The 20947-nt window shown below is 43.9% G+C and carries 23 protein-coding genes; 9 read left to right on the plus strand and 14 right to left on the minus strand.

Annotated features, from left to right (window positions below):
- Window positions 1–579: 579 nt before the first annotated feature.
- Entirely contained in the window at window positions 580–1218 is a 639-nt protein-coding gene (locus CSV68_RS15045; RefSeq protein ID WP_099634622.1) for an RsfA family transcriptional regulator, read from the plus strand.
- A 19-nt stretch (window positions 1219–1237) separates the two neighbouring features.
- Here the strand turns inward: CSV68_RS15045 and lipL are convergent, their stop codons facing one another.
- Both lipL and pta read right to left on the minus strand, forming a co-directional pair.
- Window positions 1238–2074, minus strand: coding sequence for an octanoyl-[GcvH]:protein N-octanoyltransferase (gene lipL / locus CSV68_RS15050; protein WP_099662546.1), 837 nt, complete (start codon window positions 2072–2074; stop codon window positions 1238–1240).
- Between the two features lie 66 nt (window positions 2075–2140).
- Window positions 2141–3112: a phosphate acetyltransferase gene (gene pta / locus CSV68_RS15055; RefSeq protein ID WP_099634624.1), complete on the minus strand. Its 972-nt coding sequence runs from the start codon at window positions 3110–3112 to the stop codon at window positions 2141–2143.
- A 216-nt stretch (window positions 3113–3328) separates the two neighbouring features.
- Between pta and hemQ the strand changes: the two genes are divergently transcribed.
- Together hemQ and gerQ are read left to right on the plus strand one after the other, a co-directional pair.
- On the plus strand, window positions 3329–4078 hold the full coding sequence (gene hemQ / locus CSV68_RS15060) for a hydrogen peroxide-dependent heme synthase (protein WP_099662547.1): 750 nt from the start codon (window positions 3329–3331) through the stop codon (window positions 4076–4078).
- Window positions 4079–4858: 780 nt separating this feature from the next.
- Complete coding sequence (gene gerQ, locus CSV68_RS15065) at window positions 4859–5203, plus strand: spore coat protein GerQ (RefSeq protein ID WP_099634627.1); 345 nt, start codon at window positions 4859–4861, stop codon at window positions 5201–5203.
- Between the two features lie 38 nt (window positions 5204–5241).
- Here the strand turns inward: gerQ and CSV68_RS15070 are convergent, their stop codons facing one another.
- From CSV68_RS15070 to CSV68_RS15090, 5 genes are all read right to left on the minus strand, one after another.
- The gene (locus tag CSV68_RS15070) at window positions 5242–5622 is read right to left on the minus strand and encodes a DUF423 domain-containing protein (protein WP_099634628.1); all 381 of its coding nucleotides are present in this window, start codon (window positions 5620–5622) and stop codon (window positions 5242–5244) included.
- A 98-nt stretch (window positions 5623–5720) separates the two neighbouring features.
- Window positions 5721–5984 carry a YwdI family protein gene (locus CSV68_RS15075; RefSeq protein WP_099662548.1) on the minus strand — a complete coding sequence of 88 codons (264 nt, stop codon included), beginning with the start codon at window positions 5982–5984 and terminating at the stop codon, window positions 5721–5723.
- A complete protein-coding gene (locus CSV68_RS17470) occupies window positions 5981–6157 on the minus strand; it encodes a uracil-DNA glycosylase (protein ID WP_099634630.1) in 177 nt (58 codons plus the stop codon). The genes CSV68_RS15075 and CSV68_RS17470 overlap by 4 nt, the downstream gene beginning before the upstream one ends.
- Before the next feature lie 23 nt (window positions 6158–6180).
- Window positions 6181–6858, minus strand: coding sequence for a uracil-DNA glycosylase (locus tag CSV68_RS15085; protein WP_099662549.1), 678 nt, complete (start codon window positions 6856–6858; stop codon window positions 6181–6183).
- Window positions 6859–6863: 5 nt separating this feature from the next.
- A complete protein-coding gene (locus tag CSV68_RS15090) occupies window positions 6864–7619 on the minus strand; it encodes a DUF4230 domain-containing protein (RefSeq protein ID WP_099662550.1) in 756 nt (251 codons plus the stop codon).
- A 195-nt stretch (window positions 7620–7814) separates the two neighbouring features.
- Between CSV68_RS15090 and thiD the strand changes: the two genes are divergently transcribed.
- From thiD to bshB2, 3 genes are all read left to right on the plus strand, one after another.
- Entirely contained in the window at window positions 7815–8648 is an 834-nt protein-coding gene (gene thiD / locus CSV68_RS15095; RefSeq protein WP_099634633.1) for a bifunctional hydroxymethylpyrimidine kinase/phosphomethylpyrimidine kinase, read from the plus strand.
- Between the two features lie 117 nt (window positions 8649–8765).
- On the plus strand, window positions 8766–9116 hold the full coding sequence (locus CSV68_RS15100; protein ID WP_099662551.1) for a YojF family protein: 351 nt from the start codon (window positions 8766–8768) through the stop codon (window positions 9114–9116).
- 13 nt (window positions 9117–9129) lie between these two features.
- Complete coding sequence (gene bshB2, locus CSV68_RS15105) at window positions 9130–9804, plus strand: bacillithiol biosynthesis deacetylase BshB2 (protein ID WP_099662552.1); 675 nt, start codon at window positions 9130–9132, stop codon at window positions 9802–9804.
- Window positions 9805–9845: 41 nt separating this feature from the next.
- On the opposite strand, the gene CSV68_RS15110 is transcribed toward bshB2, so the two are convergent.
- The 5 genes from CSV68_RS15110 to CSV68_RS15130 all read right to left on the minus strand — a co-directional run bounded on the left by CSV68_RS15110 (window position 9846) and on the right by CSV68_RS15130 (window position 15353).
- Entirely contained in the window at window positions 9846–10955 is a 1110-nt protein-coding gene (locus tag CSV68_RS15110; protein WP_158233531.1) for a hypothetical protein, read from the minus strand.
- Window positions 10956–11000: 45 nt separating this feature from the next.
- Window positions 11001–11648 (minus strand): YczE/YyaS/YitT family protein, encoded by a 648-nt coding sequence (locus CSV68_RS15115; RefSeq protein WP_099662554.1) that lies wholly within the window; start codon window positions 11646–11648, stop codon window positions 11001–11003.
- A gap of 76 nt (window positions 11649–11724) precedes the next feature.
- A complete protein-coding gene (gene ybaK / locus CSV68_RS15120) occupies window positions 11725–12213 on the minus strand; it encodes a Cys-tRNA(Pro) deacylase (RefSeq protein ID WP_099662555.1) in 489 nt (162 codons plus the stop codon).
- 112 nt (window positions 12214–12325) lie between these two features.
- Window positions 12326–12895, minus strand: coding sequence for a hypothetical protein (locus tag CSV68_RS15125; RefSeq protein ID WP_099662556.1), 570 nt, complete (start codon window positions 12893–12895; stop codon window positions 12326–12328).
- Window positions 12896–13421: 526 nt separating this feature from the next.
- Window positions 13422–15353, minus strand: coding sequence for a cation:proton antiporter (locus tag CSV68_RS15130; protein WP_233190453.1), 1932 nt, complete (start codon window positions 15351–15353; stop codon window positions 13422–13424).
- A 112-nt stretch (window positions 15354–15465) separates the two neighbouring features.
- Between CSV68_RS15130 and CSV68_RS15135 the strand changes: the two genes are divergently transcribed.
- Both CSV68_RS15135 and CSV68_RS15140 read left to right on the plus strand, forming a co-directional pair.
- On the plus strand, window positions 15466–16503 hold the full coding sequence (locus tag CSV68_RS15135; protein WP_099662557.1) for a glycosyltransferase family protein: 1038 nt from the start codon (window positions 15466–15468) through the stop codon (window positions 16501–16503).
- A 29-nt stretch (window positions 16504–16532) separates the two neighbouring features.
- Window positions 16533–16721, plus strand: coding sequence for an SE1832 family protein (locus tag CSV68_RS15140; protein WP_085428085.1), 189 nt, complete (start codon window positions 16533–16535; stop codon window positions 16719–16721).
- A 668-nt stretch (window positions 16722–17389) separates the two neighbouring features.
- On the opposite strand, the gene CSV68_RS15145 is transcribed toward CSV68_RS15140, so the two are convergent.
- Both CSV68_RS15145 and CSV68_RS15150 read right to left on the minus strand, forming a co-directional pair.
- Window positions 17390–17935: an RNA polymerase sigma factor gene (locus CSV68_RS15145; protein ID WP_099634641.1), complete on the minus strand. Its 546-nt coding sequence runs from the start codon at window positions 17933–17935 to the stop codon at window positions 17390–17392.
- Between the two features lie 114 nt (window positions 17936–18049).
- Complete coding sequence (locus CSV68_RS15150; protein WP_099662558.1) at window positions 18050–19300, minus strand: hemolysin family protein; 1251 nt, start codon at window positions 19298–19300, stop codon at window positions 18050–18052.
- Between the two features lie 244 nt (window positions 19301–19544).
- On the opposite strand from CSV68_RS15150, the gene CSV68_RS15155 reads away from it, so the two are divergent.
- Window positions 19545–20927, plus strand: coding sequence for a dipeptidase (locus CSV68_RS15155; protein WP_099634643.1), 1383 nt, complete (start codon window positions 19545–19547; stop codon window positions 20925–20927).
- Window positions 20928–20947 lie beyond the last annotated feature (20 nt).

Genomic DNA, 20947 nt, shown 5'->3' on the forward strand with positions numbered 1-20947 from the left:
CTACAAAAGTATGTACTTTCAGGTAGACGATTCTCTTTACTAGTCATATAAATTCTTTTTGGGTCAATAGAATAATGCGACAAGCCTTGTCATCATCACCTTTTCAAGAGGGAGTCGCCGTCAGCTTCCGCTTCCATCCTACTTATTGAGTTGAGGTACTTATATCACTCATTGTAGGTAATGTGTGAACTATTGTTACGACTAAACTTATTCAATTTCAAAATAGATTACAAACCTAACTTCAATGCACAACAAAATGTATCACCTACTCGCATTGCAAGGGATTGGCGCGTAGGAGGGGCGACTCCCAGAGGATCAGCCCGACAGGAGAGACAACCAAGGGAGCTTGCGACTGGTTGGCTCGCCGCGGGCCCTCAGGAAAGCGTCCCCTCCGTAGCGCAAATCCCCACCCCTACCCCCTACCAGCCTCACCCCGCTAACTTTACTTAACTCCCACTCACCCAAAAAACCTGCCCACTTTATTACCATCTTGATAGAATTTTGTGACTCTCTGAATAAAAGACTCATTTAGTGGTCATAATGGCAGTAGAAAGAGAGTACAAGACAGGAGGCATGGAGATGGTGAAAGTTAGACAAGACGCATGGTTAGAACAGGACGATGAATTATTGGCAGAGACGGTGCTACGACATGTAAGAGAAGGAAGTACACAGTTAGGTGCATTTGAGGAAGTTGGCGACGCACTGAATCGAACAGCAGCAGCTTGCGGGTTTAGATGGAATGCAGTCGTGCGAAGAGACTACGAGAGTGAACTCTCCGAAGCGAAGAAAGAGAGAAAGCAAACGTTACGTGTGCTAGGTACAGATTTTAAAAGACGTAACCAGCAAATGTACAACCCTGAGACAGGTGCAGATGGTCAAGAAAAAATACAGGTTCCGTTATCAGCCCTATCCCTCGACACGGTCATTGCGTATTTGATTCGCATGCATCATAACGGCGGTGCGGATACGGATGCACTTCGTTGGAGACAGACGGCGAAAACGGCGACAGAACAAATGAAATCGCTAGAAACGCAACTTGAAGATCTGAAAAAAGAGAACCGTACGTTGAAAGAAGATTATGAGCAATTCGTTCAAATCATGAATCGCGCACGTCGGTTAATCGCTTTAAATGAAGAAAGTGAGCACGTCGCACCGTTATTCAAAATGGAACCGAATGGAAATCTAATCACATCAAAAGAGCCGCCAATCAATAACTGATTGGCAGCTTTTTTTCGTCTTATGATAGCATCTTTTGATTGCGTTCAAAGACGCGTTGTAAATAAAACCCGTACAATTCCATTTCCTCGTCTGTTAATCCACCGTGTTGCACATCTTCTGTCAACGAACGCAATAATATTTGCAGACGAATAACGACTTCATTTACCGTCAAATGTGTATCGAGAATTTCCGATAACGACGCCATCGTATCCGGCTGGATCACAGGGTAGCTGAATTTTGTCGGCTGCCCTTGTAAGCCCTTCTCGTAGACTTCACGAATGATTTCCGCTCGTTGTGAACCACTGCCTTCAATGCATAAATACACTTGTACAGCGACTCCTTGGCGCAGACGTCGCTGAGAGATCCCCGCGAACTTCTTGCCATCGACACTTAAATCATACGATCCAGGACAATAAGATCCAACAATTTCATAGGCTTCTATCCGTTCGCCTAGTTCAGGGAATAATAGCTGTACTAGTGATAGCATCGCTTCATAGCCTACTGGAATATCAATCGAGGACTTTTGTTCGGAAAAGATTAAGGAAATATTTAATATTCCTTCATCTAGAACAACTGCCAGACCGCCTGAGTTCCGAACAATTGACTGATAACCGTGCTGCTCGATTCCTTCCATCGCTTGTTGAATGAACGGCATGCGATGATCTTGAATACCTAACACGATAGTCTTGTCATGTACCCACGTCCTAACGACAGGGGCACTTCGTTGCTGGCCAACTAATTGGCATAACGTATCATCCATGGCGAAGGATTCAAGCGCAGAACGATTACGCGCGGAAATGGATTCGTCGATGAAACGCCATGCTGGTTGATTCAATAAATGTTTATCTTGTGACATGTCTAGCTCTCCTATGGTGGTTGATCTGGATTATATGTAGACGGTTCACAAACTTCGAACCTTCGATTATAGGCTCTGGGCAGCTGTGATGATAGACAGTTTGTACACGTCTTCTGCGGAACAGCCGCGTGACAAATCGTTAACAGGCCCATTGAGACCTTGAAGAATCGGCCCAATCGCTTCGTAGCCACCTAGACGTTCTGTCAATTTATAGCCAATGTTCCCTGCGTCCAATGTTGGGAAAATAAAGACATTTGCGTCGCCTTTGATGACAGATTCCGGAGCTTTTTTCGCTGCCACACTGGGTACGTAGGCTGCGTCAAATTGGAATTCTCCATCAATCAATAGTTCAGGTGCCAGTTCTTTTGCAATTCTAGCCGCCTCCACTACTTTTTCCGTCTCTTCTGTCACAGCAGACCCTTTAGTAGAGAATGAAAGCATCGCAACGCGCGGATCAATTCCGAATGCTTTTGCAGTTTTTGTACTTTCCACAGCGATTTCAGCCAATTCTTTAGCTGATGGATTCACAGTAATAGCACAGTCTGCAAAAATCAGACGCTCTTCTTCTTTCATCATAATGAAAGCACCGCTTGTTTTTGAAATACCAGGCTTCGTCTTGATGATCTGCAATGCTGGACGAACTGTATCTGCCGTCGAATGTGCAGCTCCACTCACTAAACCGTCTACACGTCCTGTATAGATTAGCATAGTTCCGAAATAGTTTACATCTTTCAATTGCTCGCGTGCTTGCTCGATTGTTGCTTTTCCTGCACGACGTTCCACGAATTTCTCCGCCAGTTCTTCAAAATAGGAAGCGTTTGCAGGATCGATCAACTTAATTTCAGAAATATCGAAGCCGCCATCTTTTGCTGCTTTATTTACTGCTTCTTCGTTCCCTAATAAAACTGGTGTAATAATCCCCTCTTGTTGAAGATGTACAGCTGCTTCTAGTATTCTAACGTCTTCCCCTTCAGGTAAGACAATCGTCTTTCCTTTACCTTCCAACGTTTTACGAATACCTTCAAAAAGATCTGCCATGTGCCATTCCCACCCTTTGTTATATTTTCCTATTCATCATACCTGAAAAGTTAGATGAATACACTAAGAATTCCGAAGTTTTCAGACAACTGTCACCTAGATACTTAATTTCATAATTGGCGATGGGTAGTCTTACCTTATTCCTTAACGAGTAAAGACTGTTTATGATACACTTGAAATAGAAACTACTTTGATTTAAAAGGAGACTGAATTCAAGTGAACGAAGCAGCTATTACATTAGACGGTTGGTATGTACTTCACGATTTTCGCACGATGGACTGGCCTTCTTGGAAAATGATTTCAAAAGAAGAGCGCCAGGCAGCAGTCAATGAATTCCTAACATTTTTGGAGCGTATGCAAGAAGCGGATGATGCTAAAACAGGCAGTCATGCGTTTTATACAGTAATTGGTCAAAAAGCAGACTTCATGCTAATGACATTACGTCCTACAATGGATGAACTTCAGCAGCTGGAAGCAGAATTCAATAAGTTAACGATCGCGGATTACACAATCCCTGCGTATTCTTATGTGTCGGTAGTTGAATTATCGAATTACCTAGCAGGTGAATCTGACGAAGATCCATACCAGAACCCATATGTACGCGGACGTTTGTATCCTGAATTACCACGTAGCCAATACGTTTGTTTCTATCCAATGGACAAGAAACGCGAAGGCGAAGACAACTGGTACATGCTCGACATGGACAACCGCAAGAGTTTAATGCGCAGCCACGGCATGATTGGCCGAGGATATGCAGGTAAAGTGAAGCAAATCATTTCCGGTTCTGTCGGTTTTGATGATTATGAGTGGGGCGTCACGTTGTTCTCAGATGACATGTTGCAGTTCAAAAAGCTCATCTATGAAATGCGTTTTGACGAAGTCAGCGCACGCTACGGCGTATTTGGCTCGTTCTTCATCGGTACAATTTTGGACGCTGACAAGCGCGAAGCATTTTTCGAAGTTTAATACGTAAGACTGAAGCCGCGAATGAAACACTTCGCGGCTTTTTTGTTGCGAAGAAAGAGGACAAATAGGGCTAGTGGTTCGGGATTGAAGCTCCAGCTGGGAACGCTTTCCGGAGGGCGTGGCTTACTCAAATGCAACCTATAAAAGTGCATGCTCTTAACGCTACGGCTCTCGCTGATCCTCCCGGGAGTCGCCTCAGCTTCCTCTTCACTCCTACTTATATGGTGGATTCAGCTTATATGAGCGCTTGTCGACTCAGTATGAGCGCTTGTCGCTGATGATAGAGCGGTTAGACTTGAGTTATGAGCGTTTAATCAGTTTAATGAGCGGCTACGCAGGAAATATGAGCGCTTGAACAGATTGTTGAGCGTTTGCGACAGTTCAATGCGCAACAAGAAGTATTACCCACTTGCAATGAAGAGATTGGAGCGAAGCGTTAGGAGCACATCTTTGCACTAGCGAACTAGGAAGCTTACCGCGGGCCCTCCCGAACGCGTCCGCCTGGAACGCAACGTAACGGTGACTTCTCCGCCGTGCCTCAAACTCCCCTCTTCAAAAACTCCATTCATACCCAACAGCCTTCCAACATAAGATACAACCAAGGGGGTTTTGCTTTAGCTTTCATCACGAAAACAAAAAAGAGGATACATGCGCTTGCTCGTCTTACACAGACTGAAGAACGTCTGAAACGACCAGACTACTTCAAAACGCAACGCACCTTTCCCTCGCTCAACAAGACTGCCCGCGAGTAAAACTAACAGATCTGGAGAGGATGTTGAAATGGTTCAATATTATTGGAATCCCGGCTATGCCCAGCAACAAATGGTCCCGCCACAAACAAATGTACAGGGGAACGCACCAAATACGCCTTTTAGAGAGCAGTCGTACATCGAGAATATTTTACGGCTTAACAGAGGAAAACCCGGTGTCTTTCATTTCTCATTTGAACATGCGGTAGAAGCAGGCAAGAATACGAAGTCTGTTACGGGTATGGTAGAAGCTGCAGGACGCGATCACGTCATCCTCAGCGAAACGAATACAGGACGACGCTATTTATTCCCTATGATCTACTTCGATTATGCGGAGTTCCCAGAGGAATTAAATTACTTCGACCAAACGCCATAAGAAAAAACCGCTCATCATGTGTGAGCGGTTTCCCTTTGTTACCTTCCAAATTTTACCGCGGCAATGATCAACATGATCCAGCCTGCGATGAATGCAACGCCGCCAATCGGTGTAATGGCGCCCAGGATTCCGATTCCAGATAAGCTGAGTACATACAGACTTCCGGAGAAAATCACGATACCGGCCAAAATTAAATAGCCAGCCCATGATAGTTGTGTTGATGGTCCAAGCAATGTGCTGCTCATCAAAATACCGATGGCGAGCAAGGCAATCGCATGAAACATCTGATATTGTACCGCGGTTTCCCAGACGGCTAAGTAATGTTCGGACAGGCGATCTTTCAATGCGTGTGCACCAAATGCTCCAAATGCAACTGCGATCGCGGCGTTAATAGCTCCTGCGATAATAAAAAACGGCATGATTATTCCTTCTTTCTAACGAATCTTGTCTGTCTATTTTCAGTCTACCATATTCTAACACGTAGAAATGACAGGTGTTTGAACGGTTTGTGGCGCTATTAGAAATCAAACAATGACTCTCCATTGGCATCCGCTTCCTGCAGTGGTTGCTCGTTTAGCGACGTAATCGGTGTCGCATGAACAGAGCTCATTTGCATGGCTTGCGGGATGGACGGTGTAGAAGGTATTTCATCATTGAGCATGACATTACATAACGTTCGCACAGCATAGATGGCTTCTCTTTGTGCCGCTTCATCCTGCGTTTGTTTCGCCAAGCGCACTTGTTGTTCGATTTCACTAAGCAATTGTGTAACTGTGATCATCGTATTTTCATCCCCTTTTTCGGTTCGAATTTCATACATTCCATACCAGACGAGCGTTTAACCACTATAGACGGCAACATTTTCGTCTTGAATCCATATGCCTTGCAGCCCCGCGGACTTACGGGATCCCATGTTGTATAAAAGAATATACAGTCGAAGCAATTGACGGCCATCGTCACACTTCCTCTCTACTTATTCACTCGGTAGTTTTTGCCCAATTAATCGGCTCTCTTCCCCACTCTCGTAAATAATCATTCGTTTTAGTAAACGGCTTACTGCCAAAAAATCCTCTAGACGCACTGAATGGACTCGGATGTGGTGATTCGATAATCGCATGGCGTCTGCGGTTGATCAATGCCGTTTTTTCCTGCGCATGTCTCCCCCATAAAATGAAGACAACTGGCGCTCTGCGCATCGACAGTTTACGAATAACTTCGTCCGTAAAACGTTCCCAACCTTTCCCACGATGCGATGCCGGTGCTCCTTCGCGCACAGTCAGTACAGTATTCAATAATAATACACCTTGTTCGGCCCATCCTGTCAACATTCCTTCAGTGGGAACATCCATCCCGATATCCGATGACAGTTCTTTAAAGATATTGCGTAAACTTGGTGGTATCTTGACGCCAGGCTGGACAGAAAAACTCATACCATGTGCTTGATTTGGCCCATGATACGGGTCCTGGCCTAATATCACGACGTTGACATCCTGAAAAGGTGTCAGTTTAAACGCTGTCCACATATCGGTCATTTGCGGATAAATGATGTGATTTGTATATTCCCCACGCAAGAACGTACGCAATTCCTGATAATACGGTTTGTCGAATTCATCTTTTAGTATGTGATCCCAATCATTTCGAAATTCTGCTACCATATGCATCACTCCTTAAATTCAATATCCAGTCGATAGCCTGCGAATGAAAACATATCTTTCAGCGTTTTTACGGCACTCTGTTCAGCGGATTCCAGCACGCCTTGTTCGGACGCCTCTTTTAAAACCAGCTTTTTGGCTTCATTCGCTAGCTCATAGCCTTCCTTTATATCTGCTTTTCCACGGAATAGTCCTTCTACAGAATAGACTTCTACTTTATCGAAATACAATTCTGCCCCGCCGAGGAATTCAGCTTTCGGGATTGTCAGCTCAATACGTTTTTCTTCTTCGTCCACCCGCATATCTTGCTCGGTGATTTTACTTAAATCAATCCCCGCTTTAACGGAACCAGGAATGATTACTAATAAATTCCTCTTCGTTCCAGGAAAATTGACACCGATGCTTTGGCCAAATAATTCATTGTCGGTGCGTTTGACGAGCACTTTCGTATAAGCTTCCGCTGTTGTTAGTTGTTGAAGCTCTTGGACACGCTCAACAAAAGCCGTTTTTTGTTCTGTAAAAGTAGAGCCCAGTTGCATTAAATAAAAACCTGCGATTGGTAAGGTTATAAGTGCGGCGACCATAATCAAAATTAATAAAATATAGGTTTTTCTCCACGAAGACCATAAAGTGAAAGCGAGTTCGAAAAGTCCTCCCCTACGCTTCCGTTTAATCTTTTTTCGTCCAGCGAATGTTACGGCTGCTTGCGCATCAGCCTCCGTTATTTCCTTATTCCCTCTCTTAGACGATTCATGCTTACTCATGGCTCACACCCTCTCGTTTAATCAAACACTCGGTTTCTATTTGTACGTTCTGTCGAATAATAGGTTTCATTAGCAAAACCAGTACGTATTACAAGCTTTCTAGACTTTCATCATACCCGAGTTGTTTGTATTTCGACAATTAGTTGTATACTATAAGTAACAAGAAATTTTAGTAAGCGAAGGAGACGTTTTATTATGGCATTGAAGAAAACATTGACGATTGCAGGCTCGGATACTTCAGGCGGTGCGGGTATTCAAGCGGATTTGAAAACTTTTCAAGAACACGGTACGTATGGCATGACAGCAGTAACAGTAGTTGTCACGATGGATCCCGATCAGAATTGGTCACATAATGTCTATTCATTGCCAATCGACGTCGTGAAAGCACAATTGAAAACGGCGTTATCTACTGGCATCGATGCTATCAAAACAGGCATGTTGAGCACGGAAGAAATCATTCAAACAGCAGGTCAGGCAATTGATGAATCCGGTTTGGATCATGTAGTCATCGACCCCGTCATGGTGTGTAAAGGGGAAGATGAAGTATTGAATCCTGGGAATACGGATGCGATGATTAAATATCTCGTGCCAAAAGCAGAAATCGTCACGCCGAATTTATTTGAAGCGGGACAATTAGCTTCTATGAAAACACCGAAGACCATTGATGATATGAAAGTAGCGGCACAAAAAATTCATGAACTTGGTGCACGTAATGTCGTGATCAAAGGCGGCAAACAACTCGAACATGAGGAAGCGGTAGATTTATTCTACGACGGATTGACGTTTACGTTACTGAAAGCAGAAAGATCCGATACGTATCATAATCATGGGGCAGGCTGTACGTTTGCAGCAGCTATTACAGCAAATTTGGCGAATGGGTTGGCAATCAAAGACGCGGTCATTGAAGCGAAGCAGTTTGTCACAGCGGCTATTGCGCATGGCTGGAAGCTCAATGAGTATGTAGGACCTGTCATGCACGGTGCGAAAAATCAGTTCGACGTGCCGCAAGTTGAGCTGCAGGAAGTATAATGAATTGCTTACAAGTCAGGTGTATTCCTGACTTTTTTGTGAGCCGTCTAATCGCATTCAAACGGCAATATCTATATAATATTAAATAGAAAGATTGCACGATTTAGGAGGATGAGTATGGAAACTGTTGACGTGAAACATTTACAGGAGTTACTGGACTCCTTTGCCAATAAAGATGTCTACATACATTTGGAAACGACAAATGGATCGTATGCTTCTCATTTCCAAGAAGGTTTTTTTAATGCGGGCGCGTTTATTCGTAATGTCATCATCCGCTATGAACTGGGAAAAGTGGCAGGCGAATCCCCTCACCGCATCGGTCTGAAATTACCGAGTGGCTGGATTTACGCACAAGGAATCACGCACTATACACTTGACGAACATAATCGTTTACTGATGGCGGGGCTTGGACCGGACGGAAAACTAGCGGTTGCGCTTGAGATCAGTGAAACGCCATTTGCTTATTAAGAAGGGAGATTTTTTGATGTTGCAAAAAGAACGACACGTACTCGTTGTATTCCCTCATCCTGATGATGAATCCTTCGGCATTGCCGGTACAATTGCAGAATATATTGAAATGGGCGTACCCGTTACCTACGCTTGCTTGACACTTGGCGAAATGGGAAGAAATCTCGGAAATCCTCCTTTCGCAAACCGTGAAATCCTACCGCAAATCCGGAAACAAGAATTGCTGGATGCGTGTGATGCGATGGGATTGACAGATTTACGAATGATGGGACTTCGCGACAAAACGATAGAATTTGAAGATCCAGAGAAACTCGTTAAAATGATGACCGATCTCATTGAAGAATTAACTCCTTCTTTAGTTATCTCATTCCACCCGACGCTTGCTGTACATCCCGACCACAACGCAACAGGCGTAGCCGTGATTGAAGCAATGAGCCGTATGCCAGAAGCGGATCGACCGGTACTGTACATGAAAGCATTCGATAATGATACATTGAACCAACTCGGTGAGCCGCATGTTGTACACCATACACCGAATGTAGCAGATAAAAAGATTGCCGCATTACGCGCACATGCCTCTCAGACAGTTTGGATGCTACCTGACATGGAAAAACGATGGGCTGCAAATGACAAAGATGCACTTGACTGGTTGTATAACGAAGCCTTTTATATTCATGAATTCAACTAAAAAACCGCAGAGTCTGCGGTTTTTTTGTGTTTTATACGCCATTACTTTTCTTCAAATGCTTTAATAAAGGCATAGAGATCTTGTAATTTCTTCTCAAATACTTCTACGTTTAACGCACGGTCCATTTGGATTCTTGCGCTATTTTGTGATTGCACAGCGACTTTCATCTGACTGCCCGCTTCCCCAATCACTGCTTGATAACGGCGTCGAATATCATCGATTTGCTTTTCTGCTTCTTCATCTTCTGCGCATAACGGCACGATATCTACTAATTCGTCGCGTGGACTTTCTGCATCGTAAGCATGAGGTTGCGTCGAATCAAACAGACACACCGATAGCTCCGGAAATAGGACTAAGTCGATACTTGCTGGATCCAGTCCGCACCAACCGTACAGCACATCTAGACCCCGTCGCTGTGCTTCGTCTCCTAGCGCACGCATCATCGTCGACTTACCTGTGCCCGGTAATCCCTTGATTAGAAAGCGACGTTTCGTACGTTTCGTGATCGACGGGATGAAGTCATGTGCGCTACCAGCTGATAATGAACCGACAATGCGATGCGAGACGTGAGCTGATTTGGTTAACTCAATGGTCTTAAATATTTCTTGCTTTAATTCTTCCGTAATCTCCTCGTGGCGAGGCCAATCCATGCGAGCGATATTCACTGCTTCCCATTCGTCATGGATTGCTTTGGCTCGTTTTAACTCTTTCAACGACTGACCGAAATGCGTTCGCTCTTCTTTCAACAACACACTCACTTCGTCATGCCGTCCAAGTAATTGATCTTGATGATAGACATCATAGAAGCAAAAGACTTTATGTCGCTTACCAAGATCTGTCGGTTCGAATGAAACCGGATGGGATGCTTGCAAGATCAACAGTTCCAGTCCTTTAACAAAAAGCGCATCGGTTTTATCCACATGTCCAGGATTCATGAAGCGATCTACACTATAGCCCCTGTTGACGAAATAGACCGCCAAGTCATTGAGTACTTGCGATAAGGAATGAGTAGGCAAACACTTCAAAAATATCGTCTTCTTTGATTCCGCGAGCAACTCTTCGTATTTATGTTGCACGCCTTGTCCTGTATAAGCCGTTCCCATATATTCTGTTATATGTCCGTATATAATGACCACCCTTTCTTTCTTCATTTCATCATATGTTTAGGCAAATAAAAAAAGCACAGCCGAGTGGGCTTATGCTCCTTTATAGTGTAATAAAACTTTTTCGTCCGTTTGATGGGTGATTTTCAGTAACATTCTCTTGCATTGCGGCAAAGCAATTTGAATGATTTGACCAGAGAATAGGACGACAACCAATGTACCGATCCCTACAGGTCCGCCCAGTAAGAAACCGATCAGTGTGGCAATGGCTTCAATCGTAGTCCGTACCAATCGAAGGCTCCAGCCGAACTTTTCAACAAATAACAACATCAAGCTATCACGAGGTCCAGCCCCAAGATTCGGCGATACGTATATTCCCACCCCATAAGATAGGACAAATACACCGATAATGAAACAAATAATCTGCACAGTCAACGAAGTGACATCAGGTATAAGCCAGTTGAAAAAGTCGATAAATAATCCGATGACCAACATATTAAGCCATGTACCCCATCTTGGCCATTCCCTCAAAATAATCGACGTGACCGAAATGATAACAAAACCCGATATAATACTCCACGACCCTATCGTCAATCCGAAGTTTTGATATAAACCGAGATGGAGCACGTCCCAAGGAGCAATTCCAAGCCGCTGACCTTTGATCATCAACGAGATGCCAAGCGACATGATCATCATGCCACCGATGAAAAATATCCATCGCCAAGCTAATAAATTACGCATATACATTCTTCTTTCTTCTAATCGTCAGTGTCTTCATTGATCCATTGTAACAGAAATCGACAAAGTTGCTATGGACTTACTTTACGAGATCACTAAATTGTGCTTTTGCGACTTGCGCCAAATCTTGTGGCGCTAATTTCATTTGCAAACCGACTTTGCCTGCACTCACATAAACATAATCGAGCGTTTCAGCTTGTTGGTCAATGAATGTCGGCAACTCCCGTTTCATGCCAATTGGTGAACAACCGCCACGGACATAGCCCGTTTCTTTCGTCAATTCTTTCATTGGAAGCATTTCAACCTTTTTAAAGCCTGCCGTTTTGGCTGCCTTTTTCAAGTCTAGCTCGTCTGAAACAGGAATGATAAAAACGAGTAGGTCTGTTTTGCTCGCCATGGCAACGAGTGTTTTATAAACGGTAGAGACCGGTTCATTCGTTTTATTCGCAACCGAAACACCATCATTATGTCCGTCATCCGTTTGATAGCTACGGATTTCAAATGGAATCTCTTCGCTTTCGATCAGGCGAATTGCATTGGTTTTCGGTAACTTACTCTTCTTTGACATATGTGTGACTCCCTTTCTCTTCGTTTGGATAGAAAGCTAACCGATTAGATATCATCGAAAAAGCCCATTCACTGGGGTCCAGCAAAACGGGCTTCGTTTCAACCGAATCAGATCAAACGCTGACATTCATTAGTGGCTGATCCATCTCGTATTGATTCATTCTAGCTTGATTTTGTATTGGATAGATGGAAAATGCATGGCTATATTGCTGTTGCATACGATTCGTTCTGTCATTCGCTGCGGTGCTGTCGACTGTACCCATTTGATCACGAATCGTTTTGGCGCGATTATGTAATGCTAATTGAAGTTCAGCTTGTGTTATTTTCGCTGATGCATTACTAGCTAGCTGATAATCCGCAGTCGTTGGCGGTGATTCAGAGTATGCCTCTTTACGGACTTTACGCCAGAGATCGATCGTTTCATCTAAATTATTGCCGAGCGGAATCGAAATATTTTTCATCTGGCCTGCGCCAAGTTTTTGGAAATCTTGTTGCGTTTCATCAGACTTTTCAATCGGTTGTGTGTTTCCACGTAACAATGCGGCTAGATCGCCTTTGGTCTTTTGGACTTGTTCACGGAATTCCGTTTGGCGTTCATAGGCGTTTTCGGCATTCTTTCTACGGACCGCGTCATACCGCTGTAGTTGTTCGGCGGCGCTCGCAAACCCTATTACAGCATTCATGGTATCACCTCCGAATAGATATTTTCGACATATGTATCTAGTATGATTAGTTTACGCAGTAGCGCGCGAAGTGCCAATCCAACAAAAGATTGGATTCGCTCAAATTGTTGATTTCATTTTGTGCGATAGGTACGCATTTCATACCAGATGGATATGTAAGGCGGGTGGTATTTACTAGTTTTTGTTATGGGAATATGTGTAGTATAGATACCCTTTTTTCTATATGAACAAACAACGCTACTGGTTAGTTTCAGAGTGCACGGGATTGGAGCTCCAGCTGGTGACGCGTTCCGGAGGGCGTGGCTTGAGACTCCCGCAGTCGCCCCAGCTTCCTCTTCAACCCTACATTCATCATGGAAGTAATAGATCTGCCACTATAGACAGTGCATGAATAAGCAAAGCCCTTGAACTTGGTTAAGTTCAAGGGCTTGTCAAATTGACACAAAGAAACAATCACAATCTCAACTTCAATGAACACCGATAAATGTCACTTAACACGAGTACCTTACTTTATATTTCAAACCACTCAATCTTTCACAATCTTCGGTGGTGTTTCGCCTGGTATCGCTGGTTTTTCATTCGGTGTATCTTCTAAGAACTTCGTTTCGACGACTTCTTTTGGCACAGTCGCTTTGCCGTTCTTTTCTTCCAGTCGGTCAATTGTACGTTCGATTGTTTTATTCAACGTCGACAACGCTACGATTGTATCCCCTGTTTGTGCTTTTAGTTCTTTCTCTGCCGTGTAGAATTCCATTTCTCCATTTGCCCGTATGATGTACAACAAGATCGATTGGTCATCGCGTTCTCGTAAGTACTGCGTGTAGCTGTATTGTTTCGTCAGCAACGTCTTACGGAATACGTGCCCTTGGTTGATACGTTCGTCGAGTTCATGGATGGACAAGTTCGGCGTGAACAAGAATTGCCCTGTTGCCAGATTAAACTGTTGACCTGCACTTCGTTTATGTGTGGTCGTCTGGAAGAGTAAGTCCCGTCCTAGATCCGGTGTGAAATCGGCGCAGACATGCGAGTTATAAGAATCTGTCTTGGTCATCGCCAAAATATAACGATATGGCGTCAAGTCTAAATGATAGCCTGTATGCTCGGATAAAATATCCCCCATATACGTTGGCACACTGAGCTTACGTGCATTGGACAGACCGCCCCATGAGCCCTCCATAACTAAAACTTTATGACCGGCGTTACTAATATTCTTCGCAAGTTCTGCTACAAATCTTGTACTTCCGATCAGTACTACACCGGATTCTTCCGGCGTGGCCAAATTGAGTTTCTTTGCAAGCCAGCCAATTGAAAAACCATGTACGACAACAGTCGCAAACACGAGTGCGAATGTCAAAGCGGTTAACAGCTCCGCATCTTTATAACCATTCTCAAGCAATATCGTCGCGAAATAGCCTGAGACGGTTAGCGCTACAATACCACGTGGCGCAATCCACCCGATGAGTGTTTTTTCACGATTCGTCAAATCCGTACCGATTGTTGATACCCATATCGACAGAGGTCTGACGACAAATAGCATCGCGAGTACATATAGAATAATTTTAGGATTCAAAATTTCAATCAAGATATGCGGGTCTAAAGACGCCGTCAACATGACGAAAATTCCTGAGATGAGCAATACCGAAATATTCTCCTTAAAATTGCGGATATCTTCTAATGTAGTCAAGTGCATATTAGCCATCGTCATCCCCATCGCTGTAACAGCCAATAACCCCGTCTCATGCATAATCTCATCAGATAATACGAAGACAAATAACACGAGGCCGAATAAAATCGGAGCTTTCAAATACTCCGGTACCCAACCTTTTTCAAATGCTGTACCTAGAATCCGGCTCGTTCCCCAACCTAGAAGTACGGAGAACAACGAAGCACCAACGAACAACAACATCGCTTTGGCTGTTACTTCACTATTGATGAACTTGATGACTTCAAATGCAAATACTGCTAGAAGGGCGCCGAACGGATCGACGACAATTCCTTCCCACTTCAATATGGCGGCTGCACGGGGTTTTAACCGTGCTTGTCTAAGAAGAGGTAAAATCACAGTAGGACCTGTGACGATAAATAGTCCCCCAATGATGAATGCCACTTCCCATGACAATCCTGCGATATAGTGAGCTGCAAGTGAACCTGCAATCCACGCGATAAACGCACCGAACGTTACGATTCTCGCAACGGGACGTCCAAACCCTTTAATTTCTTTAAAATCGAGGTTCAAACTGCCTTCAAATAATATAATAGCCACTGCGAATGTAATGATGGGTGAATATAAATCTCCCATGGATTGTTGCGGATTGATCAAACCAAAAATCGGTCCAACTAATAGCCCTGCAATTGCCATCACGACAATCGCCGGCATCCTCGTACGCCAAGCTATCCATTGCGATGCTACGCCAATTAACACGACCAACATCAAATCCATAATCAATGAATTGAACATTAGGTTGATCGCCTCCTTCCCTCTTCCAAGCCTTTCCGAATCGCTTTCTTCCCATTGTAATAAACTATTCCGGTTTTTCATAGGGTAAGAGGAACGAGCAGATTCAGAAAGGGTGGTTCCTATCGAAAAACAAGTCCAAAAAACAATCGTGATCTATCTTTCCATAACTGAAGGTAAGGGAAGTTATCCTTTACGCCGTGCACTAATACTGGCAAACACGCTAAAAAGTGAAGCACAAATCATTTTTTTATACGATCAAGAAACACTAGTTCCAAGCGAACAATTCCCATGCCATAAAGTAATCGGTCCTTCTTCATTCATTAAATTAATAGGCAAACTTCAGCCTGATCTTTTGATTCGCGACAGTGGTCCAAGCTATAAGGAAGAAATGACCAAAATCCATGAACTAGTGCCTAGTATTCTACATTTCGATGATTTTGGTGATGGCGGACAATTAGCAGACTGGGTGATTCAGACGCTGTATCCGGAAACTCAAGAACTGAATGCCGACCACTATATCGTGGGGCCGCAGACATTCATGGTAGACGCTTCACTGGAATCTTTTCGGCATGCCGGTTTAAAGAGAAAATCCCCGTCTTCTTCGCAACTTGTCATTTCATTCGGTGATGAAGATCCGGGCAATCTCACGTTTCGTGCGTTACGACATTTAAAGCAATTGCAAATTCCTTTATCTGTTATGGTGCTACTAGGAAAGAATTATAAACATGATGTGAGTGAAATCCAAATGATGGCATTGAGCCGACCGAACACAAAAGTCGTCCAAGCCCCAGACAACCGTGCAGAGTTGTTCTCACAAGCCGATATGGTTCTGTGCGATGCGGGCTATACGCCTTATGAAATAGCTGTTATTGGTGTACCTTGTATTGTACTTGCCCAAAACGAGTTCGAATCAAACCTTGGTTTTCCAACCGAACGAAACGGCTTTACCCACCTCGGCCTTGGCCGTAAAGTGACCCAGTCGAACTTACTAAACGCGATCATGGAACCGTTACTGCATGACGCACGCAAAGAACGCGCGATCAAAAAGCAGTTGCAGATCGATGTCGGTACGAGTAACGAAAAGGTAATTGAGGCGATCCGTTACTTGCTAGAGTTTCCTAAACGCACCAGGCAGAATATGTTACACTAAAGGAAAACATATGATAGGAGTTTTCCGTTATGACAAAGGATCAGTTGGAGCAAGAGATCGCGGAGCTGAAGATGGACTACATCAGCTTGCAGGGCGATATGGAGAAGTTGGAGTCGACGGGTCATGTGAAGATGATCGAGAACGCAGAGCTACGCCTTTCTAGAATGGAAGAGCGCCTCGCAGATTTAAACAAGCAGCTTGCTGAAGCGACGAATTAAACACGAACAACCTCTATCAGGTATTGCTGATGGAGGTTGTTTTTGGAGTTTAGAATTAGTAAGGCTGGCGGTTGTGTTGGGGTGGGGATTTGCGCTTCGGAGGGGACGCTTTCCTGAGGGTTCGCGTTGAGCCAACCAGTCGCAAGCTCCCTTGGTTGTCTCACCTGTCGAACTGATCCTCCAGGAGTCGCCCCTCCTACGCTCCAATCCCTGCAGTGTAAGTGGGTGATACTTCCTGTCGTGCATTGAAGTTCGGATTGTCCTTAGTTCTAAAGTTGAACTGGATCTATTCTTGAATTTAAATATGTTCAAAAGCAACACTAAGTCACGCACTAACGGCAGTAAGTATTCTAAATCCTTCTACTTTCAACGTAGGATGGAAGCGGAAGATGGCGGCGAAGTGCAAAGATGTGCTCCTAACGCTTCGCCTTTACTCGCAAAAGCCGTCCTTCGTTACGGCTCTTCCCTATGGATCAGCTCGAAAGGAGAGACAACCAAAAGGGAGCTTGCGACCTGGTTGGCTCACCGAGAGCCCATGGGAAAGCGTCCGCCAGCTGGAGCTTCCATCCCCTCGTACTCACAAACTCACTACCCATGAAGGAAATGTTCCCGACCTTGAACTTCATCCCTTCTTCCTCCATTAAAAAAAGCCCACAGCAAGTGTGAGCTTAAGCCATTACATATTCATGGGCTGCTTCGTCTTGTACGAGCAACTCCTTCAAATACTTCTTCGCGCGGAACAAGCGAGACTTCACAGTACCGATCGATACGCTCATCAACCCTGCAATCTCCACTAACGAATATTGATTCACATAGAAATACTCAATCGTCTTGCGGTAAATACCGTCCAACTCGCCGATCTTTTGTTGCACAAGCTCGGAAATATCACTCTGCTCCATCAATTCGGCAGGAGTTTTCGCATTACTGGGAACCAAATCCAAGATCGGAACGTCTAATGTATCAGGTTGATTCATTACGTATTGACTGTGACGTACATTTTTTCTGTAACGGTCGCGGAATGTGTTCATACAAATCGTCGTCAACCAAGCCTTCATGCGGTTAACTTCACTCATTTCACCGCGGTAGCGCACTACTTTTACCCATACGTCTTGCATGAGATCTTCTGCTTCTTCTTTATTGCGAGTCAATTTTAGACATAAGTGATATATATAGCGTCCATATTCTTCGTATAATGCGTTTAAGTCGTTTTTCATAATAAGTAGCCTCCGTTTTGTAACTGGTACCCTTATTATCACCGACAAACACATTACGAACTATCGCTTTCTCTTTCAGTAACCTTACAATTGTGTAAGGTTACTTGACACAACCTACGCTTCTATGACTTCTTCTTTTGGTTCCAACTTCGTAATCTTTAGGCGCAAAATACGCGTCCTGTCCATTTCTTCAATCTCAAACAACAACGAGTTATAATTGAACTTATCGCCTTCTTCTGGAATATGACCTACTTCCTGAAAAACAAATCCACCGATAGTATCGTGATCTGTTGGCAACTCTATGTCGAGTAGTTCAATAACGTCTTCGATCTCTAACCGTCCTTGACAGACTAAATGATTTTCTTCTTTTTCGAAAACCATTGACTCTTCTTCAACATCTGTTTCGTCTTCTATATCTTGCCCAATCATTTCTTCAATAATATCTTCCTGCGTCACGATTCCAAGTGTCCCACCGTATTCATCTAGCACAATCGCCATATGTTTCTTTTGCGTCAACATACGTTTAAATACAAGTTCTACACTTGCTGTCTGCACGACGAACAAAGGCTGGCGATCAATGACATCCGCAAACGACCGCTCAGGAAACATCGACCACTCGATCAACATTTTCGAATAAAAAATACCGACCACTTTGTCGATACTCTCTTCGTATACCGGATAGCGAGTGTAGAAATACTGCAATACAACGTCACGTACATCTTCGTACGTCGAATCCATCGAAAGTGAAATAATATCTGTACGGTGTGTTTCCATTACATCGCTAACATCTTTATCGCGGAAATCTAGCATACCCTTTAGACGGATTGATTCATCTTGACCGAATGTACCTTCTGTCGACGCAATGTCTACCATGGAACGCACATCTTCTTTTGTTAAAGTGGCTTCCGTCACCGTTCCTTTAGAAATTAAGCGAACGAAGAAATTGGTAAACAACGATAAAACCAACGTCAATGGAATCAATAACTTCACGAGCACCGAAATAGGTGGCGCTACAATATACGCAATTCGATCCGCAAATGTTGCAGCAATCGTTTTCGGCAATACTTCACCGAATATAATCAAAATAACCGTTAAGATCCCGGTCAGTAATCCAATACTCAATCCTTTATCGATTGCAATCATCGTCACAATCGTCGGCATTAGAATATTTACAACATTATTTCCAATTAGGATAGCCGTAATCATACGGTCCGGCTTGGAAATTAACTTTCTCAATTTTATCGATTTAATGTCTCCCTGATCTGCTCGCAATTGAACTTTCATTCGATTGATAGCGGTCAGAGCTGTTTCACTTCCCGATAAAAAGAAGGACAAAATCAAACATAGTCCCAGTGCAATAAACAATTGCGTCTCCTCCAACGTTTCTCCATTTATTTGTCATCATTCATCGTATATTATTGCCATGAATCCAACATTTCTTATTGCGTAAGTATATCATACATATAAACTGAATCGTTAATGCAACATACAGATAGGACGTATACTTTTATCATTCGGTTCCCTTATCCGTAAGCGTTTAAACCTTATACCATCACGAATTTCTGCTATACTGTGAAATAGAAAATATCCAAAGAAAAGAGGGCTTACTATGACTTCATTGCAATCATTGGACCAATATTTCACAAACAACCGTGACCGCCACTTGGAAGAGTTAACGAGCTTCCTGGCAATTCCAAGCATCAGCGCACTTTCCGAACATCAATCGGATATGCAAAAAGCAGCGGATTGGTTGTCGAATGAATTCGAAAATATCGGCTTGGAGAACGTGTCGATTGAAAAAACGGCTGGACAACCCGTTGTGTATGCAGACTGGTTGCATGCTGAGGGGCAGCCGACCATCCTGATCTACGGCCACTACGACGTGCAACCTGTTGATCCGCTTCACTTATGGGAAACACCTCCATTTGAAGCAACAATCCGTGATAATAAATTATATGCACGCGGAGCAAGCGATGATAAAGGGCAAGTGTTTATGCATAGTAAAGCGATCGAGGCATTAATGAATGTTGAAGGCAAACTTCCTGTTAACGTCAAGCTTATTATTGAAGGCGAAGAAGAGATCGGTAGCCCGAGTTTGGAGGAATATATCCAAAATAATCAAGACAAACTAGCGGCAGATTTCATCGTCATTTCTGATACAGGCATGTACGGACCTGGACAACCCGCAATTTGCTACGGTCTGCGCGGATTAGCCGGCGTACAAATCGATGTGAAAGGCCCTAAAGGCGACTTGCACTCCGGACTATACGGTGGTGGCGTTCAAAACCCAATCCACGCACTCGTCGAAATACTAGCTTCATTCCGTGATGCTGAAGGAACGATTGCGATCGATGGATTCTATGATCAAGTTCGCGACCTAACTGAAGAAGAACGCGCAGGTTGGGCAGCTCTCGACTTCGATAAAGAAGCAGTAAAAAAAGAAGTCGGTGTCAAAGAATTAACTGGCGAGCCAGGCTACACGTACACGGAACGCACATGGGCACGTCCTACACTTGAGATCAACGGAGTATTCGGTGGTTTTTCAGGAGAAGGTATTAAAACCGTCCTCCCTTCCGAAGCAGGAGCAAAAATCACATGTCGGCTAGTCCCGGATCAAGAGCCGGATGAAATCGTAGAAAAACTACGCGCGCACATTGCGAAACACGAACCAGTTGGCTGTGAAGTCACGGTAACTGAATTTGATAAAGGTAAACCTTACCTAACTCCATACGACCACGAAGTCATCCAAGCGGCTGGCAGAGCGTATGAGCAAGTATATGGCGTACCTACCGTCTATACACGCGGTGGTGGCTCGATCCCGATCGTTGCAGCGTTCGATGAAATCCTTAACATCCCCGTCGTCTTGATGGGCTTTGGACTGGATACAGAAAACTTCCACGCTCCGAATGAACACTTCCACTTGGAAAATTTCGATAAAGGACTACGTGTCATCGGTAGTTATTATGGAGAGATTGAAAAGCTTGGGTTGTGATTGATTAATTGTGATTGATG

The sequence above is a fragment of the Sporosarcina sp. P29 genome, from assembly GCF_002743265.1.
Taxonomy (GTDB): Bacteria; Bacillota; Bacilli; order Bacillales_A; family Planococcaceae; genus Sporosarcina.

What these genes read in the sequence shown, in the direction of transcription:
- CSV68_RS15045 (WP_099634622.1), top strand. Translation starts at nt 580, where the DNA reads ATGGTGAAAGTTAGACAAGACGCATGGTTAGAACAGGACGATGAATTA.
- lipL (WP_099662546.1), bottom strand. Translation starts at nt 2,074, where the DNA reads ATGTCACAAGATAAACATTTATTGAATCAACCAGCATGGCGTTTCATC.
- pta (WP_099634624.1), bottom strand. Translation starts at nt 3,112, where the DNA reads ATGGCAGATCTTTTTGAAGGTATTCGTAAAACGTTGGAAGGTAAAGGA.
- gerQ (WP_099634627.1), top strand. Translation starts at nt 4,859, where the DNA reads ATGGTTCAATATTATTGGAATCCCGGCTATGCCCAGCAACAAATGGTC.
- CSV68_RS15070 (WP_099634628.1), bottom strand. Translation starts at nt 5,622, where the DNA reads ATGCCGTTTTTTATTATCGCAGGAGCTATTAACGCCGCGATCGCAGTT.
- CSV68_RS15075 (WP_099662548.1), bottom strand. Translation starts at nt 5,984, where the DNA reads ATGATCACAGTTACACAATTGCTTAGTGAAATCGAACAACAAGTGCGC.
- CSV68_RS17470 (WP_099634630.1), bottom strand. Translation starts at nt 6,157, where the DNA reads ATGGCCGTCAATTGCTTCGACTGTATATTCTTTTATACAACATGGGAT.
- CSV68_RS15085 (WP_099662549.1), bottom strand. Translation starts at nt 6,858, where the DNA reads ATGGTAGCAGAATTTCGAAATGATTGGGATCACATACTAAAAGATGAA.
- CSV68_RS15090 (WP_099662550.1), bottom strand. Translation starts at nt 7,619, where the DNA reads ATGAGTAAGCATGAATCGTCTAAGAGAGGGAATAAGGAAATAACGGAG.
- thiD (WP_099634633.1), top strand. Translation starts at nt 7,815, where the DNA reads ATGGCATTGAAGAAAACATTGACGATTGCAGGCTCGGATACTTCAGGC.
- CSV68_RS15100 (WP_099662551.1), top strand. Translation starts at nt 8,766, where the DNA reads ATGGAAACTGTTGACGTGAAACATTTACAGGAGTTACTGGACTCCTTT.
- CSV68_RS15110 (WP_158233531.1), bottom strand. Translation starts at nt 10,955, where the DNA reads ATGAAGAAAGAAAGGGTGGTCATTATATACGGACATATAACAGAATAT.
- CSV68_RS15115 (WP_099662554.1), bottom strand. Translation starts at nt 11,648, where the DNA reads ATGCGTAATTTATTAGCTTGGCGATGGATATTTTTCATCGGTGGCATG.
- ybaK (WP_099662555.1), bottom strand. Translation starts at nt 12,213, where the DNA reads ATGTCAAAGAAGAGTAAGTTACCGAAAACCAATGCAATTCGCCTGATC.
- CSV68_RS15125 (WP_099662556.1), bottom strand. Translation starts at nt 12,895, where the DNA reads ATGAATGCTGTAATAGGGTTTGCGAGCGCCGCCGAACAACTACAGCGG.
- CSV68_RS15130 (WP_233190453.1), bottom strand. Translation starts at nt 15,353, where the DNA reads ATGTTCAATTCATTGATTATGGATTTGATGTTGGTCGTGTTAATTGGC.
- CSV68_RS15140 (WP_085428085.1), top strand. Translation starts at nt 16,533, where the DNA reads ATGACAAAGGATCAGTTGGAGCAAGAGATCGCGGAGCTGAAGATGGAC.
- CSV68_RS15145 (WP_099634641.1), bottom strand. Translation starts at nt 17,935, where the DNA reads ATGAAAAACGACTTAAACGCATTATACGAAGAATATGGACGCTATATA.
- CSV68_RS15155 (WP_099634643.1), top strand. Translation starts at nt 19,545, where the DNA reads ATGACTTCATTGCAATCATTGGACCAATATTTCACAAACAACCGTGAC.